Genomic DNA, 25,669 nt, shown 5'->3' with positions numbered 1-25,669 from the left:
TGTCGCTCCCGCTGCTCCTCCGGACGGCTCGGTGCCGCCCGCGCGTCGAGTGTAGTGGTGCCGCTCGGGCCGCGTCTGAGCCTGTGGAAAGTGCCCCGGGATGCGCCACCCAGCGTCTCTCGCGTATCCTGGGCCGTTGATTCGCGCGCCGATTCCCCCACCCCGGCGCGGAGGGAGAGAGATCCGTGCGATTCGTCCTGGCGATCGTCGCCTTCGTCATCGGGTTGCTGCTCGTCGGCCTCGGTGTGGCACAGCGGACCGTGTTCGCCCCACCGTCGTCCATCGTCGCGCAGTCCTCCACGACCACGAAGGCGCCGGTGACCGTCATCCCGGGCACCGTCCTCAACGCGAACCCGGGGTACCAGCGGATCAACATCGCCGGTTCCGGCACGGTGTTCGCGGCCTACGGCAAGACCTCCGACGTCACGGCGTGGGTCGGTGACGCGGAGCACAACACGCTCCGCTACGACGCCGACACGTCGAAGCTCGTCGCGAAGACGACCGGCAGCGAGTCGACCGTCCCGGACCCGAAGGGCAGCGACCTCTGGTACCAGGAGTACGACGGCGCCGGGCAGTTCACGGTGCGTCTGCCCGCGGACACCTCGGTGATCATCGTGGGCGACGGCAAGTCCGCCGCTCCGGCCGACGTCTCGGTGACCTGGCCGCGTGACACCGCGACCCCCTCGGTCGGCCCGCTGATGACCGCCGGCGGGGTCTTCGTCCTCGGCGGGATCGCCCTGCTGATCTGGGCGTTCCTGCACCAGCGGCGCTCCCGCGGACCGCGTCGTCGGAGCGGTGGCACCCGTCCGCCGCGCGTGCGTGCCTCGCGCCGTGCAGCCGCCGCCGGTGCGCAGGTCCCGTCGCGGTCCCGTCGCGGCCGCCGCTCGATGATCGCCGTCCCGGTGGTCCTCGTCGGTGCACTGGCCCTGACCGGGTGCTCGTCCGAGTACTGGCCGCAGGGCGGTGGCGCCGATTCGGCGACCCCGACCCCGACGGCCTCCGCCACGGGAGCCGCCGAGCAGGCCGAGCCGACCGCAGCCACCCGGCAGCAGATCAGCCGCGTGGTGACCCGCGTCGCCGCCGTCGCCACGAAGGCGGACGCCGACCGTGACTCCACGCTCGCCGAGACCCGCTTCACGGGACCGGCGCTCGAGCTCCGCGAGGCCAACTACGCGATCCGCGCGAAGGACACCGACGTCGACGCCCCGCCGGCGATCTCGGCGTCCGACATCTCGGTGTCGCTGCCGCAGCAGACCGACAGCTGGCCGCGCACGGTGTTCGTCGTGGCGTCCGACCCCGACGACGCGAAGACCGCGCCGCAGGCGTTGACGCTCGTGCAGGAGTCCGCCCGCGACGACTACAAGGTCATGTACGACGTCTCCCTCGAGGCCGACGCCAAGCTGCCGTCCGTCGCCCCGGTGTCGATCGGCACGGCGCAGCTCGCGTCCGACACGAAGCTCCTCGCGCTCGCGCCCGACCAGGTGGCACCCGCCTACGGCGACATCCTCTCGAAGGACACCGACAGCGAGTACGCAGACCTCTTCCAGGCCGAGGGCGACGACCTCCGCGAGAAGATCGGCAAGGCGTACAAGGACAAGAAGTCCGCGTCGCTGCCGGACACCGCGAAGATCGAGTACTCGTCCGAGTCGCCCGAGGACACCGCGATCGCCCTCGCGACGAACGGCGCCGGCGCCCTCGTCTCGGTGAACCTGAACGAGATCGAGAAGGTCACCCCGACCGCGTCCGGCGCCGAGGTGAACACCGAGGGTGCCGTGAAGGCCCTCTCCGGTGTCGACTCCAGCAAGAAGGGCGTGAGCGCCACGTACGGCGTCCAGCTGCTCTTCTCCGTGCCGGCCGTCGGGTCGGACGACAAGATAGTCCTGCTCGGGTTCACGCAGGGCCTGACCGCAGCGAGTGAGGTGCAATGACGAACGTCCCCCCGACCCCGTCCGGACTCCGCGGAGCCGTCGACCTGTCATCCCTGGTCGACCGTGCGCAGCGACCGGCAGCACAGCAGCAGCCCGGCGGCGCCTCCGGTGCTGCCGGCGGCCCCGGTGGCGCCCCGTCCGGCCCCGGATCCGAGACCGGCGCGGACGTCACCGTCCCGTCGCTCGTCGTCGACATCACGGACGACACCTTCCAGGACGTCCTGCAGCTCTCGACCATCGTCCCCGTCATCGTGGACATCTGGGCCGAGTGGTGCGGGCCGTGCAAGCAGCTCTCGCCGATCCTCGAGCAGCTCACCGAGGAGTACGCGGGCCGCGTCGTGCTCGCCAAGGTCGACGCGGACACGAACCCGCAGCTCGTCCAGGCGTTCCAGGCGCAGTCGATCCCGACCGTCGCCGCGCTCATCGGCGGTCGCCCGCTCGGGCTCTTCGTCGGCGCGCTCCCCGAGGCGCAGGTCCGCGACGTCTACGAGCAGGTGCTCCAGGCCGCCGAGCAGAACGGTGTCTCCGGGCGCGTGACCGTGGACGGCGCTGCCGCCCCGGTCGAGGGTGCCGAGCAGGGCGAGCCCGAGCCGGAACCGCTCCCACCGCACCACCAGGCCGCGTACGACGCGATCGAGCAGGGCGACTACGCCACCGCGGTCCAGGAGTACAAGACCGCGATCGCGCAAGACCCGCACGACCAGATGGCCGTCGCGGGTCTCGCGCAGGTCTCGCTGCTCGACCGGCTGAACGGCCGGACCGCGGACGAGATCCGCAGTGCCGCAGGTAGCGCACCGTCGGACGTGTCGGCGCAGCTCGCCGTCGCCGACCTGGACATCAGCGGCGGCCACGTCGAGGACGCCTTCGGGCGGCTGCTCGACCTGGTCCCGACGGTGTTCGGCGAGGACCGCGAAGCACTCCGTGTCCGGCTCGTCGAGTACTTCGAGCTGATCGGTGCGGAGGACCCGCGGGTCGTGGCGGCGCGCCGCCGGCTCGCGAGCGCGCTCTACTAGGAGTCCCGGAAAGCGACAGTGCCCACGCGGGATCCGCGTGGGCACTGTCGCTTTTCCGTACCGGACGGGAGCCCGGTACCGGACGGCAGCCCGGTACCGGACGGCAGCCCGGTACCGGACGGGAGCCCGGTACCGGACGGGAGGCCCGGTGCCAGCTGGCACCGGGCCTCCCGTCCGTGGGGGGGGTCGCGACTACCGCGTCAACTTCAGCCAGACCGCGCCGAGCGGCGGCACCACGAGGTGCGCCGACGCCGGGCGCCCGGCCCACGGGGTGTCCTCGGCGGTGACGACCCCGAGGTTCCCGACCCCGGACCCGCCGTACTCGGCGGCGTCGGTGTTGAGCACCTCCTGCCACTGCCCGGCGACCGGCAGCCCGAAGCGCCGCTCGACCGGCACGCCGGAGAAGTTCACGAACACCGCGAGCCGCTCGTCCCCGGTCTTCCGGAGGAACCCGATCGTGGAGTGCGGAGCGTCGCCGCCCTCGATCCACTCGAAGCCGTCGGCCGTGGAGTCGTGCGTCCAGAGCGCCGGCGTGTCCTTGTACACCCGGTTCAGCGCGGCGACGAGGTCCTGCACGCCACGGTGGCCCGGGTCGTCGAGGTGCCACCAGTCGAGCCCGCTGGCCTCGGACCACTCCGAGATCTGCGCGAACTCCTGCCCCATGAACAGCAGCTGCTTCCCGGGGTGCGCCCACATGAACGCCAGGTACGCCCGGACGTTCGCGAGCTTCTGCCACTCGTCGCCGGGCATCTTGCCGTAGAGCGAGCCCTTGCCGTGCACGACCTCGTCGTGGCTGATCGGCAGCGTGAACTGCTCACTGAACGCGTACACGAACGAGAACGTCAGCTCGTCGTGGTGGTAGGCGCGGTACGCGGGGTCGCGCTGCACGTACTCGAGCGAGTCGTGCATCCACCCCATGTTCCACTTCTGGCCGAAGCCGAGCCCGCCGGCACTCGTCGGCTGGGTGACCCCCGGCCACGAGGTGCTCTCCTCGGCGATCATCACGATGCCGGGGTAGCGCTTGTACGCGGTGGCGTTGGTCTCCTGCAGGAACGAGATCGCCTCGAGGTACTCGCGGCCGCCGTGGATGTTCGGCAGCCAGTCGGTGCGGGAGTAGTCGAGGTACAGGATCGAGGCGACGGCGTCCACGCGGAGCCCGTCGATGTGGAACTCCTCCATCCAGTAGAGCGCGTTCGCGACCAGGAAGTTCCGCACCTGCGGCTGCCCGAAGTCGAACACGTAGGTGCCCCAGTCGAGCTGCTCGCCGCGGCGGGGGTCCGGGTGCTCGAACAGGGCGTGCCCGTCGAACTTCGCCAGTGCCCACTCGTCCTTCGGGAAGTGCCCGGGGACCCAGTCCATGATCACGCCGATGCCCGCGGAGTGCAGGCGGTCGATGAGGTACCGGAGGTCGTCGGGGGAGCCGAAGCGGGCCGTCGGTGCGTAGTACCCGGTGACCTGGTAGCCCCACGAGCCGCCGAACGGGTGCTCGGAGAGCGGCAGGAACTCGATGTGCGTGAACCCGAGGTACTGCACGTGCCCGATGAGCTGGTCGGCGACCTCGCGGTAGCTGAGGCCGGGGCGCCACGAGCCGAGGTGGACCTCGTAGACGCTCATCGGCCGGTCGTGCGTGGTCGTCTTCGCGCGGTGCTCCATCCACGCCCGGTCGCCCTCGGACCACTGGTAGTCCGAGCTGGTGATCACGGAGGCGGTGAGCGGCGGCACCTCGGTGCGGCGTGCGAACGGGTCGGCGCGCTCCACCCAGCCGCTGTCGGTGAGGATCTGGAACTTGTAGCGCTGCCCCTCGAGCGCCCCGGGCCAGAACAGCTCCCAGACGCCGAGGTCGCTGAGCCGGCGCATCGCGGTGGTGCGGCCTTCCCAGCCCTCGAAGTCGCCGATCACGCGGACGGCGGTGGCGCGGGGTGCCCAGACCGAGAACGCCGCGCCGTCGACGCCGTCCATCGTGCGGACGTGCGCACCGAGGTGGTGCCAGAGCTGTTCGTCTCGGCCTTCGCCGAAGAGGTGCAGGTCGAGTTCGCCGAGCGTCGGCGGGAACCGGTACGCGTCGTCGGTCGTCCATGTGGCGTCGTCGGTGTCCGTCGTCTCGTCGTAGTCGTAGTCCGCTTCGACCCGGTACCGGCCGAGTGCTTCGGAGGTCGCGCCGGCCCAGAGGCCGTCGCCCTCGTGGGTCAGTTCGATGTCGTCGCCGTCCAGGCGGACGAGGCGCACGGCGTGCGCCAGGTGCCGGACGACGCGGACGCTCGTGCCGCCGTCGACGGGGTGCGGGCCGAGGACGTCGTGCGGCTGGGACCAGCGGCCCTCCGCGACGGCCTGGCGCAGCCAGTCCTCGATGGGGGCGGGACGTGGCTCGGCGTGGGTCTGCTCGCCGGTGCCGGAAGCCGCCGTGTCGGTCGAGCCCGAGCCCGAAGCCGACGCCGACGCAGGGGCAGAGGCAGATGCAGAGGGCGGAGTCGGGCCGGAGGCTCGGGTCTGCTCCGCGAGGACGCTGCGGTCGTCGGGTGCGTCGCTCACGTGCCGCGGGTGCGCCGCGTCGGGGGAGTGCCCCGCGAGCGTGGCCGACTCCTCGACGCCGCGGTCCGGTGCCTCACGGCGCGGCAGGCGAGCACCCGGCAGGTCCTCACCGGGCGCCGACGTCCGCGGTTCGGTCCGCGGAGCGGGCTTCGCGGTGGCCGCCGGGACGCGCGGGGGCGCCGGGGTCGGCGCGGGCGTCGGCGCCGACGAGCTCGGGCGCGCCGCGACGGGCGGGGGTGGCGGCTGGACCGGCGGCACGCTCGGCCCCTGTCCGCGGTCCCGGGGTGTGGTCCGGTCGGCCTCGTTCGGGTCGGTGGTCATCGGTGCGGTCCTTCCACGACGAGCAGGTGCACGGGCTCCTGGAATGCGTCCAGGCGGACGTAGTTCGACGATCCCCAGACCCAGCGGGCGCCGGTCACGACGTCGCGGACGTCGAACTGCTGCTCGGGGTCGAGTCCCAGCGCGGTCAGGTCGAGGTGCACGGTGGCTTCCCGAGCGGAGTGGGGGTCGACGTTCGCGACGACGATCACGGTGTCGTCGCGGCCCGAGCGGATGAACCGTCCGGGGAGGTGCTTGGAGTACACGACGATGGCGTCGTCGTCGCTCTCGTGCACGTGCAGGTTCCGGAGCTGCCGGAGTGCGGGGTGTGCGGAGCGGAGCCGGTTCAGCATCGTCACGTACGGGGCCAGGCTCGCGCCTTCGGCTTCGGCGAGGGCGAAGTCGCGCGGCTTGTACTCGTACTTCTCGTTGTCGATGTTCTCTTCGGAGCCCGGTCGTGCGACGTCCTCGAAGAGCTCGTAGCCGGAGTACATGCCCCACGTCGGAGCACCCGTCGCGGCGAGCGCGGCCCGCACCTTGTAGCCGGCACGGCCGCCGAACTGCAGGTACTCGGTGAGGATGTCCGGCGTGTTCACGAACAGGTTCGGACGGAGGTAGTCGCTGGTCTCGTGGGCGAGCTCGTCGAAGTAGTCCGCGATCTCGTCCTTGGTGTTCCGCCACGTGAAGTACGAGTACGACTGCTGGAACCCGGCTTCGGCGAGCGCCCGCATCATCGCCGGGCGGGTGAACGCCTCGGCGAGGAACACCGTGTCCGGGTGCTCGTCGCGGATCTCGCGGATGACGCGCTCCCAGAACCACAGCGGCTTGGTGTGTGGGTTGTCGACGCGGAAGATCCGGATGCCGAGGTCGATCCAGTGGCGCAGGACCCGCTCGACTTCCGTCACGAGCCCTTCCGGGTCGGTGTCGAACTGGATCGGGTAGATGTCCTGGTAGCGCTTCGGCGGGTTCTCCGCGGTGGCGATGGAGCCGTCGGCGCGGGTGGTGAACCACTCCGGGTGCTCGGTGACCCACGGGTGGTCGGGGGAGCACTGCAGCGCGAAGTCGAGTGCGACTTCCATCCCGGTGTTCTTCGCGGTCTCGACGAAGTCGCGGAAGTCGTCTTCGGTGCCGAGGTCCGGGTGGATCGCGTCGTGGCCGCCTTCGGCCGAGCCGATCGCCCACGGGCTGCCCGGGTCGTTCGGTCCGGCGTCCAGCGTGTTGTTCGGCCCCTTGCGGGCGGTCTGCCCGATCGGGTGGATCGGCGGCAGGTAGACCACGTCGAAGCCCATCCGCGCCACGCCGGGCAGACGACGGGCAGCGGTGCGGAAGTCGCCGCTCTTCCAGGAGCCGTCCGCGTTCCGCTTCGCGCCTTCGCTGCGGGGGAAGAACTCGTACCAGGCGCCGACGCCGGCGCGGGTGCGCTCGACGTCGAGCAGCTGCACGGGGGAGTGCGTGCGGAGCGAGGTGAGCGGCGCTTCTTCGACCTCGGCGGTGATGCGGGGGTCGTCGACGGCGGCGAGGCGCTCGGCGGGGTCGAGGTCGGTGTCGCGGACGCGGGCCGCTGCACGGCTGGCAGCGGGGGAGTCGGTCTCGGTGGCGAGCCGGTCGAGCAGGACCGCGCCGTCGAGCAGCGTCGCTTCGGTGTCGACGCCCGCCGCGATCTTCAGGCGTGCTCCGTGCAGCCAGGTGTCCCAGTCGTCGGAGTACGCCTCGACGTGCCAGGCCCAGACGCCCACGTGGTCGACCTGCACGGTCGCTTCGTAGCGGTCGGTGCCCTCGGCGACGAGCCGCAGCGGGACGGTCCTGGTGCCGCCGTCGGGGCGTTCGAGGACGAGGTCGGCGCCGATCACGCCGTGTCCTTCTCGGAAGACGGTCGCGCCGAACGTGATCACCTCGCCGTCGAACGCCTTGCCCGGGAAGCCGTTCGGCGTCCTCGGGGCGAGTTCGGTGATCGGGATGCGCCCGATCTTCGGACGCCGGGGTCGGTCTGCGGTGGCCACGGACCCGACGCTACCCGGCGGCGCCCTCCGTGTTCCCCGGAACGGGCGACCTGTGGACAACTCGTCGGGGCAGTGGGGCCTCCATGCACCGGACGGGAGCCTCGTGGCGGCCTGGCACCGAGCCTCCCGTCCGGTGTGGACGCGCGTCCGCACCCATGGTGGGCGGCGTGGGTCAGAGGACGTCGAAGACGTGGATGCCGGGACCGTAGGCGGTGAACACCGTGCCGGCCGGCCGGTGCCGGTCGTGGTCGCGGTGCTTCTCGCTCGACCACGCCAGGCGGTACGCGAGCACGTCGTCCCGCACCGGCAGGGCCAGGTCACGGGTCCGACCGCTGCCGTGCACCACGACGAGCACCCGGTCGTACGGCTCGTGCTCCGGTGTCGACTCGACGAACCACTGCACGGCGCGGTGGATCGGCTGGTCCCACCACTCGCCCGTCATGGGGCCGCCGTCCGGCCCGTACCAGGTCATCCGGGACGCGCTCGGCGTGCTCTGCCCGTCGACCCCGTACCGGTACGGCCGGAGCGCGGGGTGCGCAGCACGCAGCGCCGTGAGTGCGGCGACGGTCTCCGTCATCGCCTCGGCGTCCTCGTCGTCGGACCAGCCGACCGGGGTGAGGTCCTCCGAGACCACGTACGCGTTGTTGTTGCCGTTCTGGGTGCGGCTGCGCTCGTCACCCGCGGTGAGCATCGGGATCCCGGCGGAGAGGAAGAGCGTGCCGAGCAGGTTCCGCATCGACCGCCCCCGGGCCGCACGGACACCGCGGTCCTCGGTCTCGCCCTCGACGCCGTGGTTGAACGAGCGGTTGTCGTTCGACCCGTCGCGGTTCTCCTCGCCGTTCGCCGCGTTGTGCTTGGTGTTGTACGCGGTGAGGTCGTGCAGCGTGAAGCCGTCGTGCGCGGTCACGAAGTTCACGCCCGCGAGCGGCCCGCGGGGGACCCCGAAGATGCTCCGCGACCCGGTCAGTGCGCCGGCGAGTGCGCCGATGCCGGAGCCGGGGACCCCGGAGCGGCGCTCCTGCGCGATGTCGGTGAGCCAGAACTGCCGGACGGTGTTGCGGAAGCCGTCGTTCCACTCGCTGGTGCCGGAGCCGGAGCCGCTTTCGGAGCCGCTTTCGGTGCCGGTGCCGGTGCCGGTGCCGGGGCCTCCGGTCGGTCCGAATGACCCCGTGCGCCACCCGTCCGGCCCGACGTCCCACGGCTCCGCGATGACCAGGACGTCCTGCAGGTCCGGGTCCTGCCGGATGCGTTCCAGCAGCGGGTGCGCCGGGTCGAACACGTGCGACGCGTCGCGGGCGAGTGCGGCCATCAGGTCGAAGCGGAAGCCGTCGACCTGCACCTCGCGCGCCCAGTACCGCAGGCTGTCGAGGACCAGGTCCGCGGTGGCCTCCACCGAGGTGTCGAGGGTGTTGCCGCAGCCGGTCGTGTCGAAGTACGTGTCGTCGGACGCCCAGCGGTACCGGTTCGCGCCGTCGATGCCGCGGAGCGAGGACGTCGGACCGCCGAGCCCCTCTTCTGCGGTGTGGTTGTAGACCACGTCGAGGACGACCTGGATGCCGGCCTCGTGCAGGAGCCGGACCATGCCCTTGAACTCCCGGAGCACCCCGTCCGCTCCCCGTGCCCGGGCATCGGCGGAGGCGTGCGCGGCGTGCGGCGCGAAGAACCCGAGGGTGTTGTACCCCCAGGCGTTCTCCCGCCCGGCGTCCTGCAGCCAGTGCTCGGTGTCGAACGCGTGCACGGGGAGGAGCTCGAGCGTCGTGACGCCGATGCGCTGCAGGTGCGCGATGGTGCTCTCGTGCGCGACGCCGGCGTAGGTGCCGCGGAGGTGCTCCGGCACCGCGTGGTTCGCGGCGGTCAGGGTGCGGACGTTCGCCTCGTACACGACGGCGCGGTCGAGCGGGATGACGGGCTTCACCGAGTCGCCCCAGTCGAAGGCGTCGTCCACGACGACGCTCGTCCAACGCTGAGCGGCGTCCTGGTGCTGGTCCTCGTCCCTGTCCTGGTCCTTGCCCGGGTGCTGGTCCTGGTCCTGGTGCTGGTGCTGGTGCTGGTCCGCGTCCGCGGACACGGTCGGCGTCCGGACGATGCCCCGCGCGTACGGGTCGAGCAGCGGCCGCGTCGGGTCGAAGTCGTCCCGTGGCCCCGACGGCCCGTCGACGAGCAGGTGGTACGTGTCCCCGGGGCGGACGCCCTCGAGCGACCCCGTCCACACGTCGGTCTCCGGCAGCCGCTCGAGCGTCACGGACCCGCGTCCGTCAACGACGAGTGTCGCCGAAGTCGCGGTGGCCGATCGCATCGCGAAGTGCGCGGCACCGTCACCGAGGCGGAGCCCCTGGTCGATGTCCATCGCGATCTCGTGCATCCGTCAAGAGTACGAGGACCCGCGGGTATCCTGAAAACGCTCGAAAAGGGGGTACCCATGCCGGTCTACCTCGACCACGCTGCCACGACACCGATCCTGCCCGAGGCGCTCGCCGCGTTCACCGACGCCCTGGCGACCGTCGGCAACCCCTCGTCCATCCACAGCGCCGGCCAGCGCGCGAAGATGCTGCTCGAGGACGGCCGCGCCCGCGTCGCCGCGTCGCTCGACGCCGAACCCGTCGAGATCGTCTTCACCTCCGGCGGCACCGAGAGCATCAACCTCGCCATCAAGGGCCTGTTCTGGGCCCGCCAGCAGGACCGTCCGCGCCCCCGCATCGTGGTCGCGGCGGGGGAGCACCACGCCACCGTCGACACCGTCGACTGGCTGGAGCGCCACGACGGCGCCGTCGTCGACGTGGTCCCGTTGGACGCGGACGGTCGCGTCGACCTCTCCGGCCTGGAGGCTCGGCTCGCCTCCGCCTCGGACGTCGCCCTGGTCACGTTCCTCTGGGCCAACAACGAGGTCGGCACCATCCAGCCGGTCGCCAGGATCGTGGAGCTGGCGCACGCCGCCGGCGTCCCCGTGCACTCCGACGCGGTCGCCGCCTACGGGCAGGTCCCGGTGTCCTTCCGCGGCTCCGGACTCGACGCCCTCAGCGTCTCTGCGCACAAGATCGGCGGGCCCGTGGGGATCGGCGCGCTCGTCCTCGGGCGCCGCGCCACGGTCGAGCCCCTCATCCACGGCGGTGGCCAGCAGCGGCAGGTCCGGAGCGGCACGCAGGACGCACCGGCGGCGATCGCGTTCGGGGTCGCCGCGTCCGCACCGCACGCGTCCGTGCAGGCCCTCCGTGACCGGCTGATCGCCGGGGTGCTCTCCGCAGTGCCCTCAGCGGTCCTCCGGGGCGACCCGATCGACCGGCTGCCCGGCAACGCGCACTTCACGTTCCCCGGGTGCGAGGGGGATTCGCTCCTGTTCCTCCTCGACGCAGCCGGCGTCGCCGTGTCCACGGGATCCGCGTGCCAGGCCGGCGTGCCGGAAGCGTCGCACGTCCTGCTCGCGATGGGGCTGTCCGAGGACGAAGCCCGCGGGGCGCTCCGCATCACGCTCGGGCACACCTCGACGGACGCCGACGTCGACGCGTTCCTGGCGGCGCTGCCCGACGCCGTCGCGCGTGCGAGTGCGGCGGGCATGGCGTCCCGGGAGCCGCTGCTCGGGCGGTAGGGCGGGGCGGGCGGGGCGTCCGTTCGGCGACCGCCTACCGGACGTTGAGGAGGACCGCGTGCTCCTCGGACGCGGTGAGACCCGAGCGGCGTGGCCGGCCAACTCCGCGGGAGCGTTCGTCCGCGAGGACATCGGTCACCGTGGCTTCAAGCGGCCGAGTACGGCCACCCGTCTCGTCGAACGCCCGTGCGGATCGCTGAGCGAACGCAGCATCGGAGAGGGGCAACCACAACGGCAGGGACCGAGGTCCCGCCCAATAACGAACATCCTCGGCGAGGAGTGTCTCGTCCTCGACCTCGACGAGCTCACCGTCATGGCCGGCGACGTCCGCCACACGTCGGAAGAAATCGCCCATCGCCACCGCTTTCCCGACCGCGTTGACGAGGCCGGTGTGGCCGGCACGTCCGGCCTGGCCGATCCAGGCCGCAAGATCGGCGACATCGACGACCTGAACGAAGCGACCGGAGGTTGTCGGGACCAGCGTCGGCCCGGATCTGCTGAGTCGCGCCGGCCAGTACCCGAATCGATCACTCGGGTCGCCGGGGCCGACGATGAGGCCGGGTCGTCCGATCAAGAGACGGGACCCCAGACGGGCAGCACTGCTCCGCTCGGCAGCGACTTTCGCATCCGCGTACTCCGTCATGTTCATCGGCTCCACGAGCGAGGCCCACTCGTCCGCACCCGGCTCGTCGTTCTGCGCGTACACGGAAACCGTCGAGACAAGCGTCCAGTGGGCGGCACCGTCAGCGAGCACGTTGAGGGCCGGCTCGACGAGGTCGGGCTCGTACGAGAGCTCGATCACCTCGTCCCACTCGCCATGGACGGGCCCGTAGGCGCCTGCTGCTCGCCGATCGGCCCGGACGAGACGTGCTCCCTCGGGCGCGTCACCTGACTCGCCCCGGGCAAGGCATGTGACATCGGCCCCCGCTGCGAGGAGGTCCTTGACGACCGCGCGTCCCAGCCATCCAGTTCCACCCAGCACCAGTGCTCGCATGACCCCAGTCAAGCGTGCAAACCACCCCTCGGGGCACGTGTCCGCTCCCGGCGAAGCCGAGGCGTCGCAGTGGCCGATTGGCCAGCGGGCGGTTTGCGCAGCACTCGCTGCATGCGTCTGATCGAGAGGTGTTGGCCGACCGTGAGCTCGTGCCCGAGAACCTCCTGGTCCTCATTCGCCAGGTACACATCAGCGGTGCACAGTCCACAGCGTCCAGCAATGCCGACGACCGTGTCGCCAGAGGCGACCACGTCATCGAATCCGTTCGGACCTCCGGATGCCGCCCCCGTTGCCGCTTCTTGTGGCCCATGGTCCGAGGCCGCAGCTGTCGCGGTGGTTCGGGGCGTTGCGGAGGAACTCGGTGTGGCGGCTGTGGTCGGTCCGCCCGTCGAGTTGAACCCAGACGGATCCGAGCAACTCGTCACTGTCGCGATCACTGCTGCTGTACAAGCGAACGCGAACACACCTCGGCTCGCTGCGTACATGACCACCACGGTGACGGCCGACCGCCCTGCCGCAGCGATGGTCCGTAGTCTCGCTGTGTGACGGACCGGCTTCGGCACCAGCAAGACCCGACGGAGTCCCGCACCCACGACCGATCCGGGCGGACACCCGCCGGCTGGGTCGCCCTCGGGCTTGTGCTGCTCTGGTCCGCGCTGATGGCGCTTGTGCTCTCGGTCGCCAACAGCGTCACTGCGGCAGATCTCGCCGGAACAGGCGCTCCACGGCACCCGTTCGACGACCCTCCCGTCGCCGTCGCTCGAGCAGAATTCCTGGTCGGTCTCGTCGGCATCGCCGCGCTCCCCACCGCCCTCGCCGTGATCGCGCTCGGGCACCGCGGAGTCGTCCGGGGCTGGGCCGCCGGGCATCGTGTCGGCTGGGTAGCGCTGATCATCGGTGGGGTCGGCCTCCTCCCCGCCCTGATAGCCAGCCTCTTCGGAGTGCTGATCTGCGTCCTCGACGGCGGAGTAGTCGCGGCTGGGTGACCGGCTGCACCGCCGGCGCTGGCGCCCCCTGACCCCGTGATCGGCCGTGGCGGCGCCAGCTCAGCGCCGACCATCGCTCGTACCCGGCGCCCGTCCCGCAGACCGATCCCTGATCGGCGGAGCGGTGCGAGAGCATGAGTCATGACCTACTCGCCGGTGACGAACGACGATGTCCAGGAGCTCCGCGCGTTCCTCAGCGAAGCTGACCTCACTATCGCTGGGCTCGACTCGACCGCGGTCCGACTGTGGGTAGAGCGCGACCACGATGGCAACATCGTCGGCAGCACCGGCTACGAAGCCAGCACTGACGGTGCGGACGTCTTGATCCGGAGCGTCGCGGTATCGAGCGCGCGGCGCACCGCGGGTGCCGGCACCCGTCTCGCGAGGTTCGCCCTCGAAGAAGCAGCTAGCTCGGGCGCGACGCGGGCATGGCTCTTCTCACGCCGATCGGGGCCCTTCTGGCAAAAACTCGGATTTAGTCCGGCAGACCGGGATGAGCTCGCCGCCGTGCTGTCCGACACGCAGCAGGTGTGCCTCTTCACCGAAACCGGCCAGCTCGAGCGGGAGGTCGCGTGGATGCGCGAACTCAAAGCCCTCCGCTCCGCACTTGGCGGTCCTGCCCGGTAGCCGATCCGCTGTCGGGCTTCGCCGCCTCTCCTAGAGTCAGCGCGTGAAAAGCTACGCCGTTGTTGCGCTGTTTGATCCGCTGGAAGTCGGTGCTGTCATCAATCGCCGAGCATGGCCGGCCCACGTCACCCTCGCGTCGAACTTCGTCACTTCCGCGTCGACCAGCGGGATAGCCCGGGCGGTGTACGAAGCCGCGCCCGTCGATGCGCCCATGAGGGTCCACGTCGGCGAGCAGGCTCTCTTTGGTCCGAATCGCGACGTACGAGTCCGTCTCGTGGATTCGAACCAGGCCGTCAGCGTGCACAACCGCCTTGCCGATCAGCTCGAATCTCTCCCCGGTTTCGTTCCGGAGGAGCCCGCCTACTGGCGTCAGGGATACCGCCCGCATCTCACTCTCGGCCCGGCGGCGGCGGCGGGCGAGGGCGACCGCGAGACCTCGAATTGCGTAGTCATCGTCGATATTTTCGACACCGACGCCAGGATCCTCGCTGCCTTCAACTCGCGAGGTGCGCTGTAGCCGGTCCTCGGGCGGGTACCTGACTCGTCAGCGCCTGATGAGTCCGACGACCAGCGTTACTGCTGCGATGAGGCCTCCGAGGAAGAATACGCATCCGATGAACCGCGTCAGCTCCGGAGTGATCTGGCGTCCCCGGAACTCTCCTTCGACCTTCCTCGCAATGCGGGCGATCGGGTCCGGGAAAAGCACGAGGGCACAGCCCCAGGCGATACAGATCACCGCTCCGACCGCAAGGAAGAGGACACCCACGTCCCGGACGGGACCGGATGACTGCCCGAGATGAGTGCTCTGCGTTTCGGCAGAGGATCGGCTATCGAAACGCTCGTGGTAGGTGGACGCCCGCCGATATGGCTGGCCTCTGTCTCAGTCACCGATCGGCTTCCGGTCGAGTCCGCTGTCGGCCTGGAGGCGCCTACGCACCCGCCGCTCTTGCTTGCCGTGCTCGTGGTGTGCTGCTTCTCGCGCTCCGTGCGGCGACCGTGATCGTGCTGGTCGTCGTCGTGCCGCATCTCGAGGGCGGGCGCGCCGTCGTCGCCGCCCCGCAGCGATAGACCACCAAGCGTCGGGGTCGTACTCGTGGGCGACGACTTGACACGGCTCTGACATGATCGACGCGCTCAGTGCGCCGGAGGTGTCCTCATTGCTTGAGCATGGCGACGGCGAGCTTGTGCTCGTCGTCGATCAGGTGCGAATGGTCGTCATCACCGAGGTCGATCCGCACCCACTCGATGGAACCGGTGAAGGCGTTGTTGCTCGCCTCGTACTCGGGCGAGACCGGCGAGGCCAGGTCCACACCGACGTCCACGGTCTCGTCGAATGTGAACTGGAACGGGATCGTCTTGTGCACGCGGCCCTCGCCGATCTGCTCGTCGTCGACGGACAGCGTCACGGTGCCGCCCTTCGCCAGGCCTCCGCCGTCGTAGGCGAAGTGGGCACGGAGATCGTGTTCGCCCGCCGGCACCGGACTGGTCGAGTGCACGATGTCGACATCGATTCCGAGCAGGTTGTAGGCGAACGCGAGCTTCCCGCCAGTGGCGTAGAACGACCAGCCGCCGTACGCGCCGCCCTGGGCGATGAGCACGCCCTCGGCGCCGGCGTCCGCGACCGCCACCCGGGCGGAGACGGTCCACGACTTGTTCTTGATGTTGATCGTCGTGTTCTCGCTCAGGCGTTTCATCCCCGGGTAGAACTTCTGCGAGGTGCCCGTCACGAGCTGCGGCCGACCAGCAATGTCGGGGTTCATCCGTTCCGCCGAGCGGATATCGAGCGGCAGCACGTTGAAGCGGGCGGCCTGGATCAGGAACAGGCGCTGCAAGTGCGCGAGCTTCTCCGGTTCGGCTGCGGCCAGGTCGTGCGACTGGGTCCAGTCGTGCTCGACGTCGTACAGCTCCCAAACGTCGTCGTCGAGGCCGTGAGTGGACCCTGCCCACGGGTCCTTGTGCTTCGCCACGGCCGTCCACCCCTTGTGGTAGATCGCCCGGTTGCCGACCATTTCGAAGTACTGGGTGGTGTGCTGTTCCTCGGCTTCGGCATCGTCGAACGTGTAGTTGAGCGGAGTGCCCTCGTATGGCCGCTGCGTGACCCCGTTGACGGAGCTCGGCTCCGGGATGCCCGCCGCTGCGAGCACGGTCGGCGCCACGTCGATGACGTGGGTGAACTGGTTGCGGATCCCACCCTGTTCGACGCCGCCGTTCGGCCAGCTGACGATCGTGCCGTTGCGAGTGCCTCCCCAGTGGCTTGCGACCTGCTTGGTCCATTGGTACGGGGTGTCCATGGCGTGCGCCCAGCCCACCGCGTAGTGGTTGTACGAGCGCGGCGTGCCGATGTCATCGATGTGCTCGGCGACGAACTCCTCGGTCTCGAGCTCGTTCATGTGGTTGATGGTGAACGCCTCGTTGGTGGTGCCGTGCATGGACCCCTCAGCACTCGCCCCGTTGTCGCCGATGATGACGAACACCAGGGTGTCGTCGAGGATGCCGAGCTCTTCGTAGGCGTCGAGCAGCAGACCGACATGGTGGTCGGCGTAGTCGAGAAACCCCGCGTACACCTCCATCTGGCGAGCGAGAGCGGGCTTGATGAGGTCGCTCATCTCCTCCCAGGCAGGGATCCCGGCGCTGCGTTCCGTGAGCACTGCATCGGCCGGGATCACGCCGAGCTCAATCTGACGTGCGAAGGTCTCCTTGCGCACCTCGTCCCAGCCCTGGTCGAACTGGCCTTTGTACTTGTCGGCCCACTCGGCGGGTACGTGGTGGGGTGCGTGCGTGGCACCGGGCGCGAAGTAGACGAACGAGGGGACGTCGGGAGCGAGGGTCTTCTGCTCACGAGCCCAGGCGATCGCCTTGTCGGTCATGTCGCCCATGAAGTGGTAGCCCTCCTCCGGGGTCCCCCAGGGTTCGACCGGCGTGGTGTTCTCGTACAGTGCGGGGTACCACTGATTGGTCTCGCCGCCGAGGAACCCGTAGAAGTGCTCGAAGCCGTTGCCGGGGCTCGGCCAGCCGGAGAACGGGCCGATCGCGCTGGCCTGCCACACCGGTACCTCGTGGCACTTGCCGAACTGCGCCGTGTTGTAGCCGTTGAGCTTGAGGGTCTCGGCGAGCGGGGCGCAGTTGTTGGGCCGGACCGAGCTGTATCCGGGGGCCGACGTGGCGATCTCGGTGATGCCGCCCATGCCGACCGTGTGGTGGTTGCGACCACTGAGCAGCGCCGCGCGCGTGGGCGAACACAGCGCTGTGGTGTGGAACCGCGTGTACTTCAAGCCCGCGTCGGCGACTCGTTCGAAGTTCGGCGTCTGCACCGGGCCACCGAACGCGCTGGACGCTCCGAACCCGGTGTCGTCGATCAGGATCACGAGCACGTTTGGTGCGCCCAACGGCGGGCGCACCGGGGTGATCGGCGGGAACGCGGTGTCCGGGTCGGTCGCGTCGTAAGTGACCGTGCCGGTGTAGGCGAGGTCGGGGATGGGGAGACTGGAACGCTGCAGGTCGGACATACCGCTCCTCAGGGCTTGACGACGGACCGCCCTGGTTCGTCCGAGCCGCAGTCCAACACTCGCGGTCGCACGCAGGCACACCCGTTCCGGGTGAGACCACTGGCGGTGGCCCTCGACGCTGCGCCTCCGAAGGCTCCAGCCAGACGCCTTCGCGAAGAACCGCAGACTCGTCCGCGAAGTCGAGCTGATCGGATCAGAGTTCGGGGCCACCATCGAGCATCGCTCTCGTGTGTGCTCAGTGGAGGCTTCGACGCAGCACGCATCGCGTTCGCACTTTTCGCGCGGAGCGCGACGACGATTGACAATCTGGCCTCGATGCGTTCGCACGTCCGTCAGTCGATGGGTCACCGGGCACCCATGAGCGCACCCGCAGTCGACTGCTGCGTGTCAGGACGTGGCCTGCGCCTCGGCTGACCGTCCGGCAACCAGCGCGTCGCTGAGGTCCGCCAAGGTATCGAGTCGGATGTCCGCGAGATGTGCTTCCGGCTGCTCAGCGTGAAGATGACCCCACGGGCCTCTCCGGACGAACGCGGTGCGCATGCCGGCAGCGCTTGCAGGTAGGACGTCGTTATCGAGCCGGTCACCGACGTAGAGGATCGCCCCGGGCTCGCGGCCTGCCTCCGCGACGACGCGAGCGAAGAACTCGGGTGAGGGCTTTTCCACGCCCCAGGCCGCGGAGGATGCCAGGAAGTGTGGTGAGAAACCGGCCGCGCGCAGCTGTGCCTCCACTCCCGCCGGCTGATTTCCTGCGATGCCGACGACGAGGCCGCACTCGGTGGCCGCACGAAGGCACGACAGTGCGTCGGGGTAGAGGTCTGCTTCCTCAATCAGCACGCGCCCCGCGGGCTTCTCGACGCCGAGGAGCGCCCAAACTCGACGGTGGTCTTCACCACGCGCGATCATCGCACCGAGCACTCCCATCTACGTGAACGGTGAGACGCCCGCCGCCTCCGCTTGAGCCGACCAAGCATGCGACTCGTCGACGAGCGTCTCGCCGACGTCGAAAACGACGGCGAGGATTCCTGCGGGAAGCTCGATCGGCACGAAGCGATCCTCTCACCCGAACGGCCTCCCTCAGCAACCCACCTGGCGAGCGACGGCGTCCGATAGCCGATCGGCTACCGGACGGCGTTCGTCCTGAGTGGTGAGCACATCGCCACGACCACGGAGGCAGCGAACACGAGGGTCACCGCGAGCAGCGCGACGCTATCCCCGGCGATGGTCATCAGAGCGCCGCCGCTCACTGCTCCCGCAGCCGCAAGGGTTCTGTTTGCACTGCGCATCGTGCCGTTCATCCGACCGAGAAGCGCGTCGGGTGTGACAATCTGGCGGAGGCTCATCTCATTGGCGTTCTCGCAGCCCGCGGCAGCGCCGTGCACGGCGAACGCGACGAACAAGACCACGACAGTCGCCGGCGGTGCTGCGACGCCGAGGCCAACGGTCGTGAGCGCGATGGCCGCCCACGCGATCGGGTACGCGGCTCGAGCGGCGATGATCGTCCGGCCGGCGCCGAAGCGGGCGCCGAGGCGCGGCGCTGCAGTGGCGCCGAGGAGCATCGCGACGCCGCTGACGGCGAGGATTGCCCCGTACACGGCCGCTGGGAGCGCGAGGGTGCGGAGCGCGAGTGTCGCGAAGACCGTCAATCCCGCGGCATTGGCGAGGAACCAAAGATGTGTCGACAGCGCCAGCGGCGCGAGCATCGCATGACCGTACGTCCACCGCAGACCATCAGCGATATCGCTCCGCAGCCGCGCACCCGCCACGCGTGCTGCCTTCTGCTCGACAACCTGGACCCGGGCGATGAGGACAGCGTCGACAAAGTAGCTCACCGCATCGAGCGCTACAGCCACCGGGGCGGTCACGATGCTGACCAGGACACCTCCGAGAGCCGGGCCCACCGTCTGCGCTGCCGCGTCACTCTGATCCACACGCGCATTCGCCGCCAGGAGGAGCGAGCGGGGCACGATCCGAGGCAGAAGTGACTGCGTGGCGGCGAAGCCCACGACCGACAAGATGCCGAACACGAACAGTGCTGCCGCCGTGACCCAGAGATTCAGGAGCCCCGCCGCCCAGAGCACCGGGATCGCACCGAGGCACACTCCCCGACCGACACTCGCCCAGATCAGCAGCGGCTTCCGTCGGAAGCGATCGACGTACGCGCCGACGATCAGACCGAACAATGCGTACGGCAGGAACTGGGCAGCGTTCACCAGCCCCACCTCGAACGGGCTAGCGTGCAGCACCGTCACCACGAGAACCGGCACGGACACCGCGCTCACTGCTGATCCGAACGACGACACGGTCGCGGCAGACCAGTACGGGCGGAACCCGGGCACTCGACGCAGCGTGGTCACGTCGTCGCCCATGCGCCAACGCTGGCAGACCGCAACGCTGCGAGCAAGACAAGTCGCACCACGCTCGGCCCGAGTGCCCGAGGCGTGTCCGTTCGCCGATCCGCTATCGAGACGGGGGAGAGGCCCCGCGACCGGCCGCTGGGCCCCGCGGACGAAGCGGCCTGGTCGCGCGTTCACGCAGCCAGGCCGCCTCGTCCTCCAGGTGGCAGCGAGTGCTCAGAAACCGCCGGCGGGTCGGACCTGGTAATGCGCTTCGAGCGCGGTGACTTCGTCCGGGGCGAGGTCGATGTCGACCGCGGCGGCTGCGTCGTCGAGGTGGTGGGGCTTGGTCGCGCCGATGATGGGTGCGCTGACGACCGGGTTGTTCAGGACCCACGCCATCGCGATCTGCGCCATCGGCACGTTCCGCGCCTCGGCGATCTCGTGGACGGCGTCGATGACGGGGCGGTCGCGTTCGGTGTCGGCGAAGAAGGTGTTCCCGACCGGATCGTCGGAGGAGCGCTTTGTCTGCTCGCCGGCGGGACGTGCGACGCGGCCCTTCGCCAGTGGGCTGTAGGGAATGCTCCCGACGCCCTGGTCGGCGAGGAGGCCGAACATCTCGCGCTCTTCTTCCCGGTAGAGCAGGGAGTACTGGTCCTGCATGGACACGAACCGGGTCCAGCCGTGCAGGTCCGCGGCGTGCTGCATGTTCGCGAACTGCCACGTCCACATCGCGGACGCGCCGATGTAGCGGGCCTTCCCGGCCTTGACGACGTCGTGGAGGGCTTCCATCGTCTCTTCGATCGGGGTCTCCGGGTCGAAGCGGTGGATCTGGTACAGGTCGACGTAGTCCGTGCCGAGACGGGTCAGGGACGCGTCGATCTGCTGCATGATCGCCTTCCGCGACAAGCCAGCGACGTGCAGGCCGGGGCCGGTGCCGGGTTTGTCGGAGAAGTGCGCCTTCGTGGCGAGGACGATCTCGTCACGGTTGGTGAACTGTCGGAGCGCTTCGCCGACGATGCGTTCGGAGTCGCCGTAGGAGTAGACGTTGGCGGTGTCCCAGAAGGTGATGCCGAGGTCGAGCGCCTGCCGGAAGTAGGGCAGTGCGTCGTCCTTGGGGAGGGACCACTGCAGATGGCCGCTGGCCGGGTCGCCGAAGCTCATGCAGCCGAGCGCGATGCTGCTGACTTTCAGTCCGGAGTTGCCGAGGCGGGTGTACTTCACGGGTGGGTCCTTTCGATGGGCCGGGCGAGGCCGGCCGATGTGGCCGGGTCGTCGAGCGAGAGCAGTGAGGAGCGGGCGAATTCGCCGCGGTCACTGGGTCTTGGTGGCCTCCGCGGCCGTCGTCTTGCTGGCGGCCCAGCTGGCGAGGACGCGGAGGCGTTCCTCGGACACGGAAGCGGGTTCGGTGACGTAGGTGATGATCGTGATGTCCGGCTCGCTGGCGAGCGTGAGTGCTTCACCGGTGACCTCGACCTCGCCAACGGTGGGGTTGTGGAGCGTTTTGGTGGCGCTGGTGTGCAGGCGGACGTTGTGGGATGCCCACCAGGTGCGGAACGGGTTGCTGCGGGTGCTCAGCTCACCGATGAGGTCAGTGAGAGACCGGTCGAAGGGGGTGCGGCCGGCTTCGATGCGGAACGCGGCGACCATGTCGCGGGCGACGCGTTCCCAGTCGTCGTAGAACTCCTGGGATGACGGGTCGAGGAAGAGGTACCGGGCGATGTTCGCCTGCTCCTTCCCGTTCGGCACCAGGCCTGGCATGAGGGCGGCGCCGAGCGGGTTCATCGCGATGATGTCGGTGCGGCCGTTCCGGGCGTAGGCAGGGAGTTCGGTCATCCCGTCGAGGATCCGCTGCACCCGGTTACTGGCACGGAACCGGGCTGGCGTGCGCTTCGGAGCGGGTCGGGTCAGGGCGTGCGCGGCGTTCGCCGAATGGGCGAGGTCGAACAGGTGCTGCTCTTCGGATTCGTCGAGTTGCAGCGCTCGTGCGACGGCGTAGAGGACGGATTCGGAGACGCCGGCGAGCTTGCCGCGTTCCATCCGGTTGTAGTACTCAGCGCTGACCCCGGCAAGGGTTGCGACCTCTTCTCGCCGGAGCCCCTTGACGCGCCGCCCTGTCGCGGAGGCGGTGAGGCCGACCGCTTCGGGGCTGATGCGGGCGCGGCGGGTGCGGAGGAAGTCGCTGGCCTCGGTTCCGGTGTCCATGTTCGTCAGCGTAGGCGGGCCCATGACGGTGGAACAGACACTGCCAGTACACCAAACAGCGCGGCCTGTTCCCCGCGCGGAGAGCGCTGTTCTATGGGATCACCGGCCGAACCGCAGCCGCTCCCGCTTCTCGGAAGGAACGCTCATGAGCACCATCCCCACCGTCACCCTGAACACCGGCGAGACCATGCCGCAGCTCGGCTTCGGGGTGTTCCAGATCCCCGCCGACGAGACCGAGCAGGCCGTCACCGACGCGATCACGGCCGGCTACCGCCTCATCGATACTGCAGCCTCCTACGGCAACGAGGAAGCCGTCGGGCGCGGCATCGCCGCCAGCGGCGTGCCCCGCGAGGAGCTGTTCATCACCTCGAAGCTGTGGATCCAGCGCCGCGGCGAGGAAGGCGCTCGCGACGCGATCACTGTGTCGCTGCAGAGGCTCGGTCTGGACTACCTCGACCTGTACCTGATCCACCAGCCGTTCGGTGACTACTACGGCGAGTGGCGTGCCCTCGAGCAGGCGCACAAGGACGGTCGGCTCCGCGCGATCGGCGTCTCCAACTTCGCCTCCGACCGTCTGGTGGACCTCATCGCGTTCGCCGACGTCGTGCCCGCGGTGAACCAGATGGAGACCAACCCGTTCCACCAGCAGGTGGACTTCCAGGAGCTGCTGCAGAACGAGGGCGTGCAGCTCGAAGCGTGGGCGCCGTTCGCCGAGGGCAAGAACGACCTCTTCACCAACCCGGTCCTGTCCGAGATCGGTGCCGCGCACGGCAAGTCCGTCGCGCAGGTCGTCCTCCGCTGGCTCGTCCAGCGCGGCGTCGTGGTGGTGTCGAAGTCGGTCAAGCCCGAGCGCATGCAGCAGAACCTCGACGTGCTCGACTTCGAGCTCACCGACGAGCAGATGACGAAGATCGCCGAGCTCGAGGCAGGCGCGTCCCAGTTCTTCTCCCACGCCGACCCCGACATGGTGCGCCGGCTGACCGGCCGTGCCGAGGCGTGACCCGTAGTGCCCGCCCAGCAGCCCACCCGCAGGAAGCTCCTGTGGACCGCCGCGGCCGGCACGATCAGCGCCGCCGCGGCCGGGCTGCTGGCAGCCTGCACCACCTCCGACCGTGAAAGCCGCACCGTGACCACACCCAGCAACCCCGTACCGAGCAGCCCAGATCGAACGCTGCTGGTGTACTTCTCCCGCGCCGGGGAGAACTACTGGAACGGCGGACGCCGCACTCTCGACGTCGGCAACACCGAGGTTCTCGCGAACCTGATCCGCGATCGCGTCGAGTGCGACGTGTTCCGGATCGAAGCCGCTGACGCGTACTCGGATCGGTACGACCCCACCGTCGCCCGCAACGTTGACGAGCAGAACAGCGACGCGCGCCCGGCGATCGCCGGGAACCTGCCCGACTTTGCCGGCTACGACACGGTCCTGCTCGGTAGTCCCATCTGGAACGTGCAGCCGCCGATGATCATGGCGAGCTTCGTCGAAGCCGTCGACCTCACCGGCAAAGACCTCCGGCCGTTCGTCACGTACGCCGTCAGCGACCTCGGCAGCACCGCATCGTTCTACCGAGGTCTCGACAGCGGAGCACGTCTCGGGACGGGTCTCGCCGTCCGCGGTGAAGATGTCCGCGGCGCGTCAGTGGGCACCGACGTCGACCGGTGGCTCCGCGCCGCCGACCTGGCATGAAAGGCAACACCATGACTGACCAGCTCACCGTCCTCGTCGTCGGCGCCACCGGCAGCATCGGCCACCACGTCGTCCAGACTGCGGACTCCGCAGGCCAGTCGCATTCTGCGGACGCTCAACTGAGCCGATTGCACGCCGAGAACGCGTCTCCCGAGACGATGACCCGCATCTGCCTCCAGGGGGCCGAACACGGCGACTGCATCCTGACGCGACGGCTCACTACGTCGCCGACCGAAATCAGGTGTGCGTGGCGTCCACGATCGACCAGCGAGGAACGTCCGGCGCGGAACCCGGCACCAAGAGCTGGAGCTGGTGTTGGATCCGGACCGCCGACGGCTGGCGGCTGTGGACCAGGGGCAAGGCTGACAGTGCTGACTGGGAGCGCCAACACCAACCGTTCAGCAATCGTCAACCGGACGGTTCGCAGTCCGCTGGCGCAGTGCTCACTGTGACGGTGTGAGCATTCCACCGCACCTCGGGTTCTGGCATTGTCGAGCCGTGCGCCCGTCGACGATCCTCCTCGCCGCCATCACCGTCGTCTTCGGCGCCGCGACGGTCGTCCTCGTGGTCTTGATCGGCATCGACGAGGGACGGGCCCTGTCCACCGAGCTCCGTCTCGGCATCCTCATCACGTTCGGGTTCGGCGCCGCCTGTGTCACCACCGAGGTCAACCACCGCCGGCGGGCGCGCTTACAGCAGAAGGCCGAGACCCATCCCGGCAACGTGTTCGTCACCGCGCACGCGACGGAATCGACGGCCGCCGACCTCACGGCCTGGAGCCCCAGACTGCGCGTCTGGTTCCCGTGCGACCTCGGCTTCGACAGGGCTGGCATCACGAGCTGGTCGACGCGCAACGACGGGCAGGGCACACCGATCGCCCTCCGTTCAGAGGTACTCGGCTTCGACGTGTTCAGGGAGCCCACACCGCGCGGTGTCGCATATCGATGGGGGATCGTGGTCTGCCTCGCACCCAGGACGTCGGGTCCCGGAGCGGTCCACCTGTGGGTGGCCGACGACCAGCCGGCGCAGGACGAGTACGCGATGCGCCGGACCATCAGCCGGATCGAGTCCGCGCTCGGCATGGGCCGCTGACCAAGCCCGTGCGGTACCGGCGACTCCGAGCCGTGGGGTCTACCGCTCGAGGCGGTCAGCCCGTCCGAAAGCGGATCCTCGAACGGGACGCCGGCGGCTTGAGGTGTGCCGGTCCGATCGTCCACCGGCGAACGGACGCAGGACGTGGCGGGATCCGCCCGCCGGAAGGGCGCGATCGGTACCTACGGGTCGGAGGTCGTCGGGGTCGGGACCCGTGGAATCTGTCACGTGGTGATGGTCGGGTTTCGGCGGGTCCAGTGTTCGTTGTCCGCGCAGGAGATGACGAAGTCTGCGACGTCTTTTCTCGAGATGCTGATGCCGCCCTTCGGGTTCTCGCCGTCCTCGATCCGGTAGTTCCCGGACGGGGCCTCGTCGAGGAGCCGCCCCGGCCGGACGAAGGTCCAGGGCAGGTCGCTCGCCCGGAGCGTCGATTCCATCTGTCGCATATCGCCGTAGGTGTTCTCCATGAACGGGACCATGAACGATCGGTACCACCAGGGGTGGTTCGGGTCGTCGTCGCGGACCCCGCTGGAGGTGATGCCGACAAAACGGTGGCTACCACCGACGGTCGCGTCGACGACGGCTCGGGCGACGGCGGAGTACAGACCGTTCGACTTGCGACCGGACGGGCCGACTGCTGAGACGATGACATCGCCCGGTCGGAGAGTGCTCCGCAGGACGCGGGCATCGCGAGCGTCGGCAGCGATGACCTCGAGGCCGTCACGGGCGGCGAGGTTTGCGCGTTCCGGCGAGCGGACGAGGGCGACTGCCTGGTGGCCTCTGTGGAGGGCTGATTCGAGAACGAGCCGGCCAGTGCGGCCGCCCGCGCCGAGGACGATGATCCGTGTTCGAGGGGTGGTGGTCATGA

General features: G+C 69.6%; 21 protein-coding genes. 9 read left to right on the top strand and 12 right to left on the bottom strand.

The features are described 5' to 3' along the window. Positions 1–185: 185 nt before the first annotated feature. Positions 186–1,928: a hypothetical protein gene (locus EDF55_RS18690; RefSeq protein ID WP_185017126.1), complete on the top strand. Its 1,743-nt coding sequence runs from the start codon at positions 186–188 to the stop codon at positions 1,926–1,928. After that, a complete protein-coding gene (locus tag EDF55_RS04770) occupies positions 1,925–2,941 on the top strand; it encodes a tetratricopeptide repeat protein (RefSeq protein WP_123653723.1) in 1,017 nt (338 codons plus the stop codon). The genes EDF55_RS18690 and EDF55_RS04770 overlap by 4 nt, the downstream gene beginning before the upstream one ends. 192 nt (positions 2,942–3,133) lie before the next feature. Here the strand turns inward: EDF55_RS04770 and glgB are convergent, their stop codons facing one another. The 3 genes from glgB to EDF55_RS18685 all read right to left on the bottom strand — a co-directional run bounded on the left by glgB (position 3,134) and on the right by EDF55_RS18685 (position 10,150). After that, a complete protein-coding gene (gene glgB / locus EDF55_RS04765) occupies positions 3,134–5,791 on the bottom strand; it encodes a 1,4-alpha-glucan branching protein GlgB (RefSeq protein WP_260235813.1) in 2,658 nt (885 codons plus the stop codon). Beyond that, positions 5,788–7,788, bottom strand: a complete 2,001-nt coding sequence (locus EDF55_RS04760) for an alpha-1,4-glucan--maltose-1-phosphate maltosyltransferase (RefSeq protein ID WP_243698379.1) — start codon at positions 7,786–7,788, stop codon at positions 5,788–5,790. Before EDF55_RS04760 ends, glgB begins: the two co-directional genes overlap by 4 nt. A 172-nt stretch (positions 7,789–7,960) precedes the next feature. After that, complete coding sequence (locus EDF55_RS18685) at positions 7,961–10,150, bottom strand: glycogen-debranching protein (protein WP_185017124.1); 2,190 nt, start codon at positions 10,148–10,150, stop codon at positions 7,961–7,963. A gap of 57 nt (positions 10,151–10,207) precedes the next feature. Here EDF55_RS18685 and EDF55_RS04750 point away from each other — a divergent pair, with 57 nt between their 5' ends. Beyond that, positions 10,208–11,371 (top strand): cysteine desulfurase family protein, encoded by a 1,164-nt coding sequence (locus EDF55_RS04750; RefSeq protein WP_123653722.1) that lies wholly within the window; start codon positions 10,208–10,210, stop codon positions 11,369–11,371. A gap of 34 nt (positions 11,372–11,405) precedes the next feature. On the opposite strand, the gene EDF55_RS04745 is transcribed toward EDF55_RS04750, so the two are convergent. Next, positions 11,406–12,365: an NAD-dependent epimerase/dehydratase family protein gene (locus tag EDF55_RS04745; protein ID WP_123653721.1), complete on the bottom strand. Its 960-nt coding sequence runs from the start codon at positions 12,363–12,365 to the stop codon at positions 11,406–11,408. A gap of 542 nt (positions 12,366–12,907) precedes the next feature. Here EDF55_RS04745 and EDF55_RS04740 point away from each other — a divergent pair. The 3 genes from EDF55_RS04740 to EDF55_RS04730 all read left to right on the top strand — a co-directional run bounded on the left by EDF55_RS04740 (position 12,908) and on the right by EDF55_RS04730 (position 14,495). Then, on the top strand, positions 12,908–13,351 hold the full coding sequence (locus tag EDF55_RS04740; protein WP_123653720.1) for a hypothetical protein: 444 nt from the start codon (positions 12,908–12,910) through the stop codon (positions 13,349–13,351). A 141-nt stretch (positions 13,352–13,492) separates the two neighbouring features. Beyond that, positions 13,493–13,978: a GNAT family N-acetyltransferase gene (locus EDF55_RS04735; RefSeq protein WP_123653719.1), complete on the top strand. Its 486-nt coding sequence runs from the start codon at positions 13,493–13,495 to the stop codon at positions 13,976–13,978. Between the two features lie 43 nt (positions 13,979–14,021). Then, positions 14,022–14,495, top strand: coding sequence for a 2'-5' RNA ligase family protein (locus EDF55_RS04730; protein ID WP_123653718.1), 474 nt, complete (start codon positions 14,022–14,024; stop codon positions 14,493–14,495). Positions 14,496–14,522: 27 nt separating this feature from the next. Here EDF55_RS04730 and EDF55_RS04725 read toward each other — a convergent pair whose 3' ends face one another. The 7 genes from EDF55_RS04725 to EDF55_RS04700 all read right to left on the bottom strand — a co-directional run bounded on the left by EDF55_RS04725 (position 14,523) and on the right by EDF55_RS04700 (position 22,022). After that, positions 14,523–14,744 carry a hypothetical protein gene (locus EDF55_RS04725; RefSeq protein WP_123653717.1) on the bottom strand — a complete coding sequence of 74 codons (222 nt, stop codon included), beginning with the start codon at positions 14,742–14,744 and terminating at the stop codon, positions 14,523–14,525. 388 nt (positions 14,745–15,132) lie between these two features. Further along, positions 15,133–17,484, bottom strand: coding sequence for an arylsulfatase (locus EDF55_RS04720; RefSeq protein ID WP_123653716.1), 2,352 nt, complete (start codon positions 17,482–17,484; stop codon positions 15,133–15,135). Positions 17,485–17,871: 387 nt separating this feature from the next. Further along, the gene (locus EDF55_RS04715; protein WP_260235809.1) at positions 17,872–18,405 is read right to left on the bottom strand and encodes an HAD family hydrolase; all 534 of its coding nucleotides are present in this window, start codon (positions 18,403–18,405) and stop codon (positions 17,872–17,874) included. After that, the gene (locus EDF55_RS19065) at positions 18,406–18,528 is read right to left on the bottom strand and encodes a hypothetical protein (protein ID WP_260235807.1); all 123 of its coding nucleotides are present in this window, start codon (positions 18,526–18,528) and stop codon (positions 18,406–18,408) included. A 74-nt stretch (positions 18,529–18,602) separates the two neighbouring features. After that, a complete protein-coding gene (locus tag EDF55_RS04710; protein WP_123653715.1) occupies positions 18,603–19,850 on the bottom strand; it encodes an MFS transporter in 1,248 nt (415 codons plus the stop codon). A 204-nt stretch (positions 19,851–20,054) separates the two neighbouring features. Continuing rightward, positions 20,055–21,041: an aldo/keto reductase gene (locus EDF55_RS04705; protein WP_123653714.1), complete on the bottom strand. Its 987-nt coding sequence runs from the start codon at positions 21,039–21,041 to the stop codon at positions 20,055–20,057. A 90-nt stretch (positions 21,042–21,131) separates the two neighbouring features. Then, entirely contained in the window at positions 21,132–22,022 is an 891-nt protein-coding gene (locus tag EDF55_RS04700; RefSeq protein ID WP_123653713.1) for a helix-turn-helix domain-containing protein, read from the bottom strand. A gap of 145 nt (positions 22,023–22,167) precedes the next feature. On the opposite strand from EDF55_RS04700, the gene EDF55_RS04695 reads away from it, so the two are divergent. The 3 genes from EDF55_RS04695 to EDF55_RS04685 all read left to right on the top strand — a co-directional run bounded on the left by EDF55_RS04695 (position 22,168) and on the right by EDF55_RS04685 (position 24,801). Further along, positions 22,168–23,022 carry an aldo/keto reductase gene (locus tag EDF55_RS04695; protein ID WP_185017122.1) on the top strand — a complete coding sequence of 285 codons (855 nt, stop codon included), beginning with the start codon at positions 22,168–22,170 and terminating at the stop codon, positions 23,020–23,022. A 6-nt stretch (positions 23,023–23,028) separates the two neighbouring features. Beyond that, positions 23,029–23,709, top strand: coding sequence for a flavodoxin (locus EDF55_RS04690; protein ID WP_185017120.1), 681 nt, complete (start codon positions 23,029–23,031; stop codon positions 23,707–23,709). A gap of 456 nt (positions 23,710–24,165) precedes the next feature. Next, positions 24,166–24,801: a hypothetical protein gene (locus EDF55_RS04685; protein WP_123653712.1), complete on the top strand. Its 636-nt coding sequence runs from the start codon at positions 24,166–24,168 to the stop codon at positions 24,799–24,801. A gap of 224 nt (positions 24,802–25,025) precedes the next feature. On the opposite strand, the gene EDF55_RS04680 is transcribed toward EDF55_RS04685, so the two are convergent. Further along, positions 25,026–25,667, bottom strand: coding sequence for an NAD(P)-dependent oxidoreductase (locus tag EDF55_RS04680; protein ID WP_123653711.1), 642 nt, complete (start codon positions 25,665–25,667; stop codon positions 25,026–25,028). Between the last annotated feature and the right edge of the window lie 2 nt (positions 25,668–25,669).

Origin of the sequence: Curtobacterium sp. ZW137 (genome assembly GCF_003762905.1) — a bacterium.
In the GTDB taxonomy this organism is placed as follows: Bacteria; Actinomycetota; Actinomycetes; order Actinomycetales; family Microbacteriaceae; genus Curtobacterium.
The sequence above is the reverse complement of the archived record's forward strand: the minus strand, read 5'-3'. Positions and strand labels throughout refer to the sequence as shown.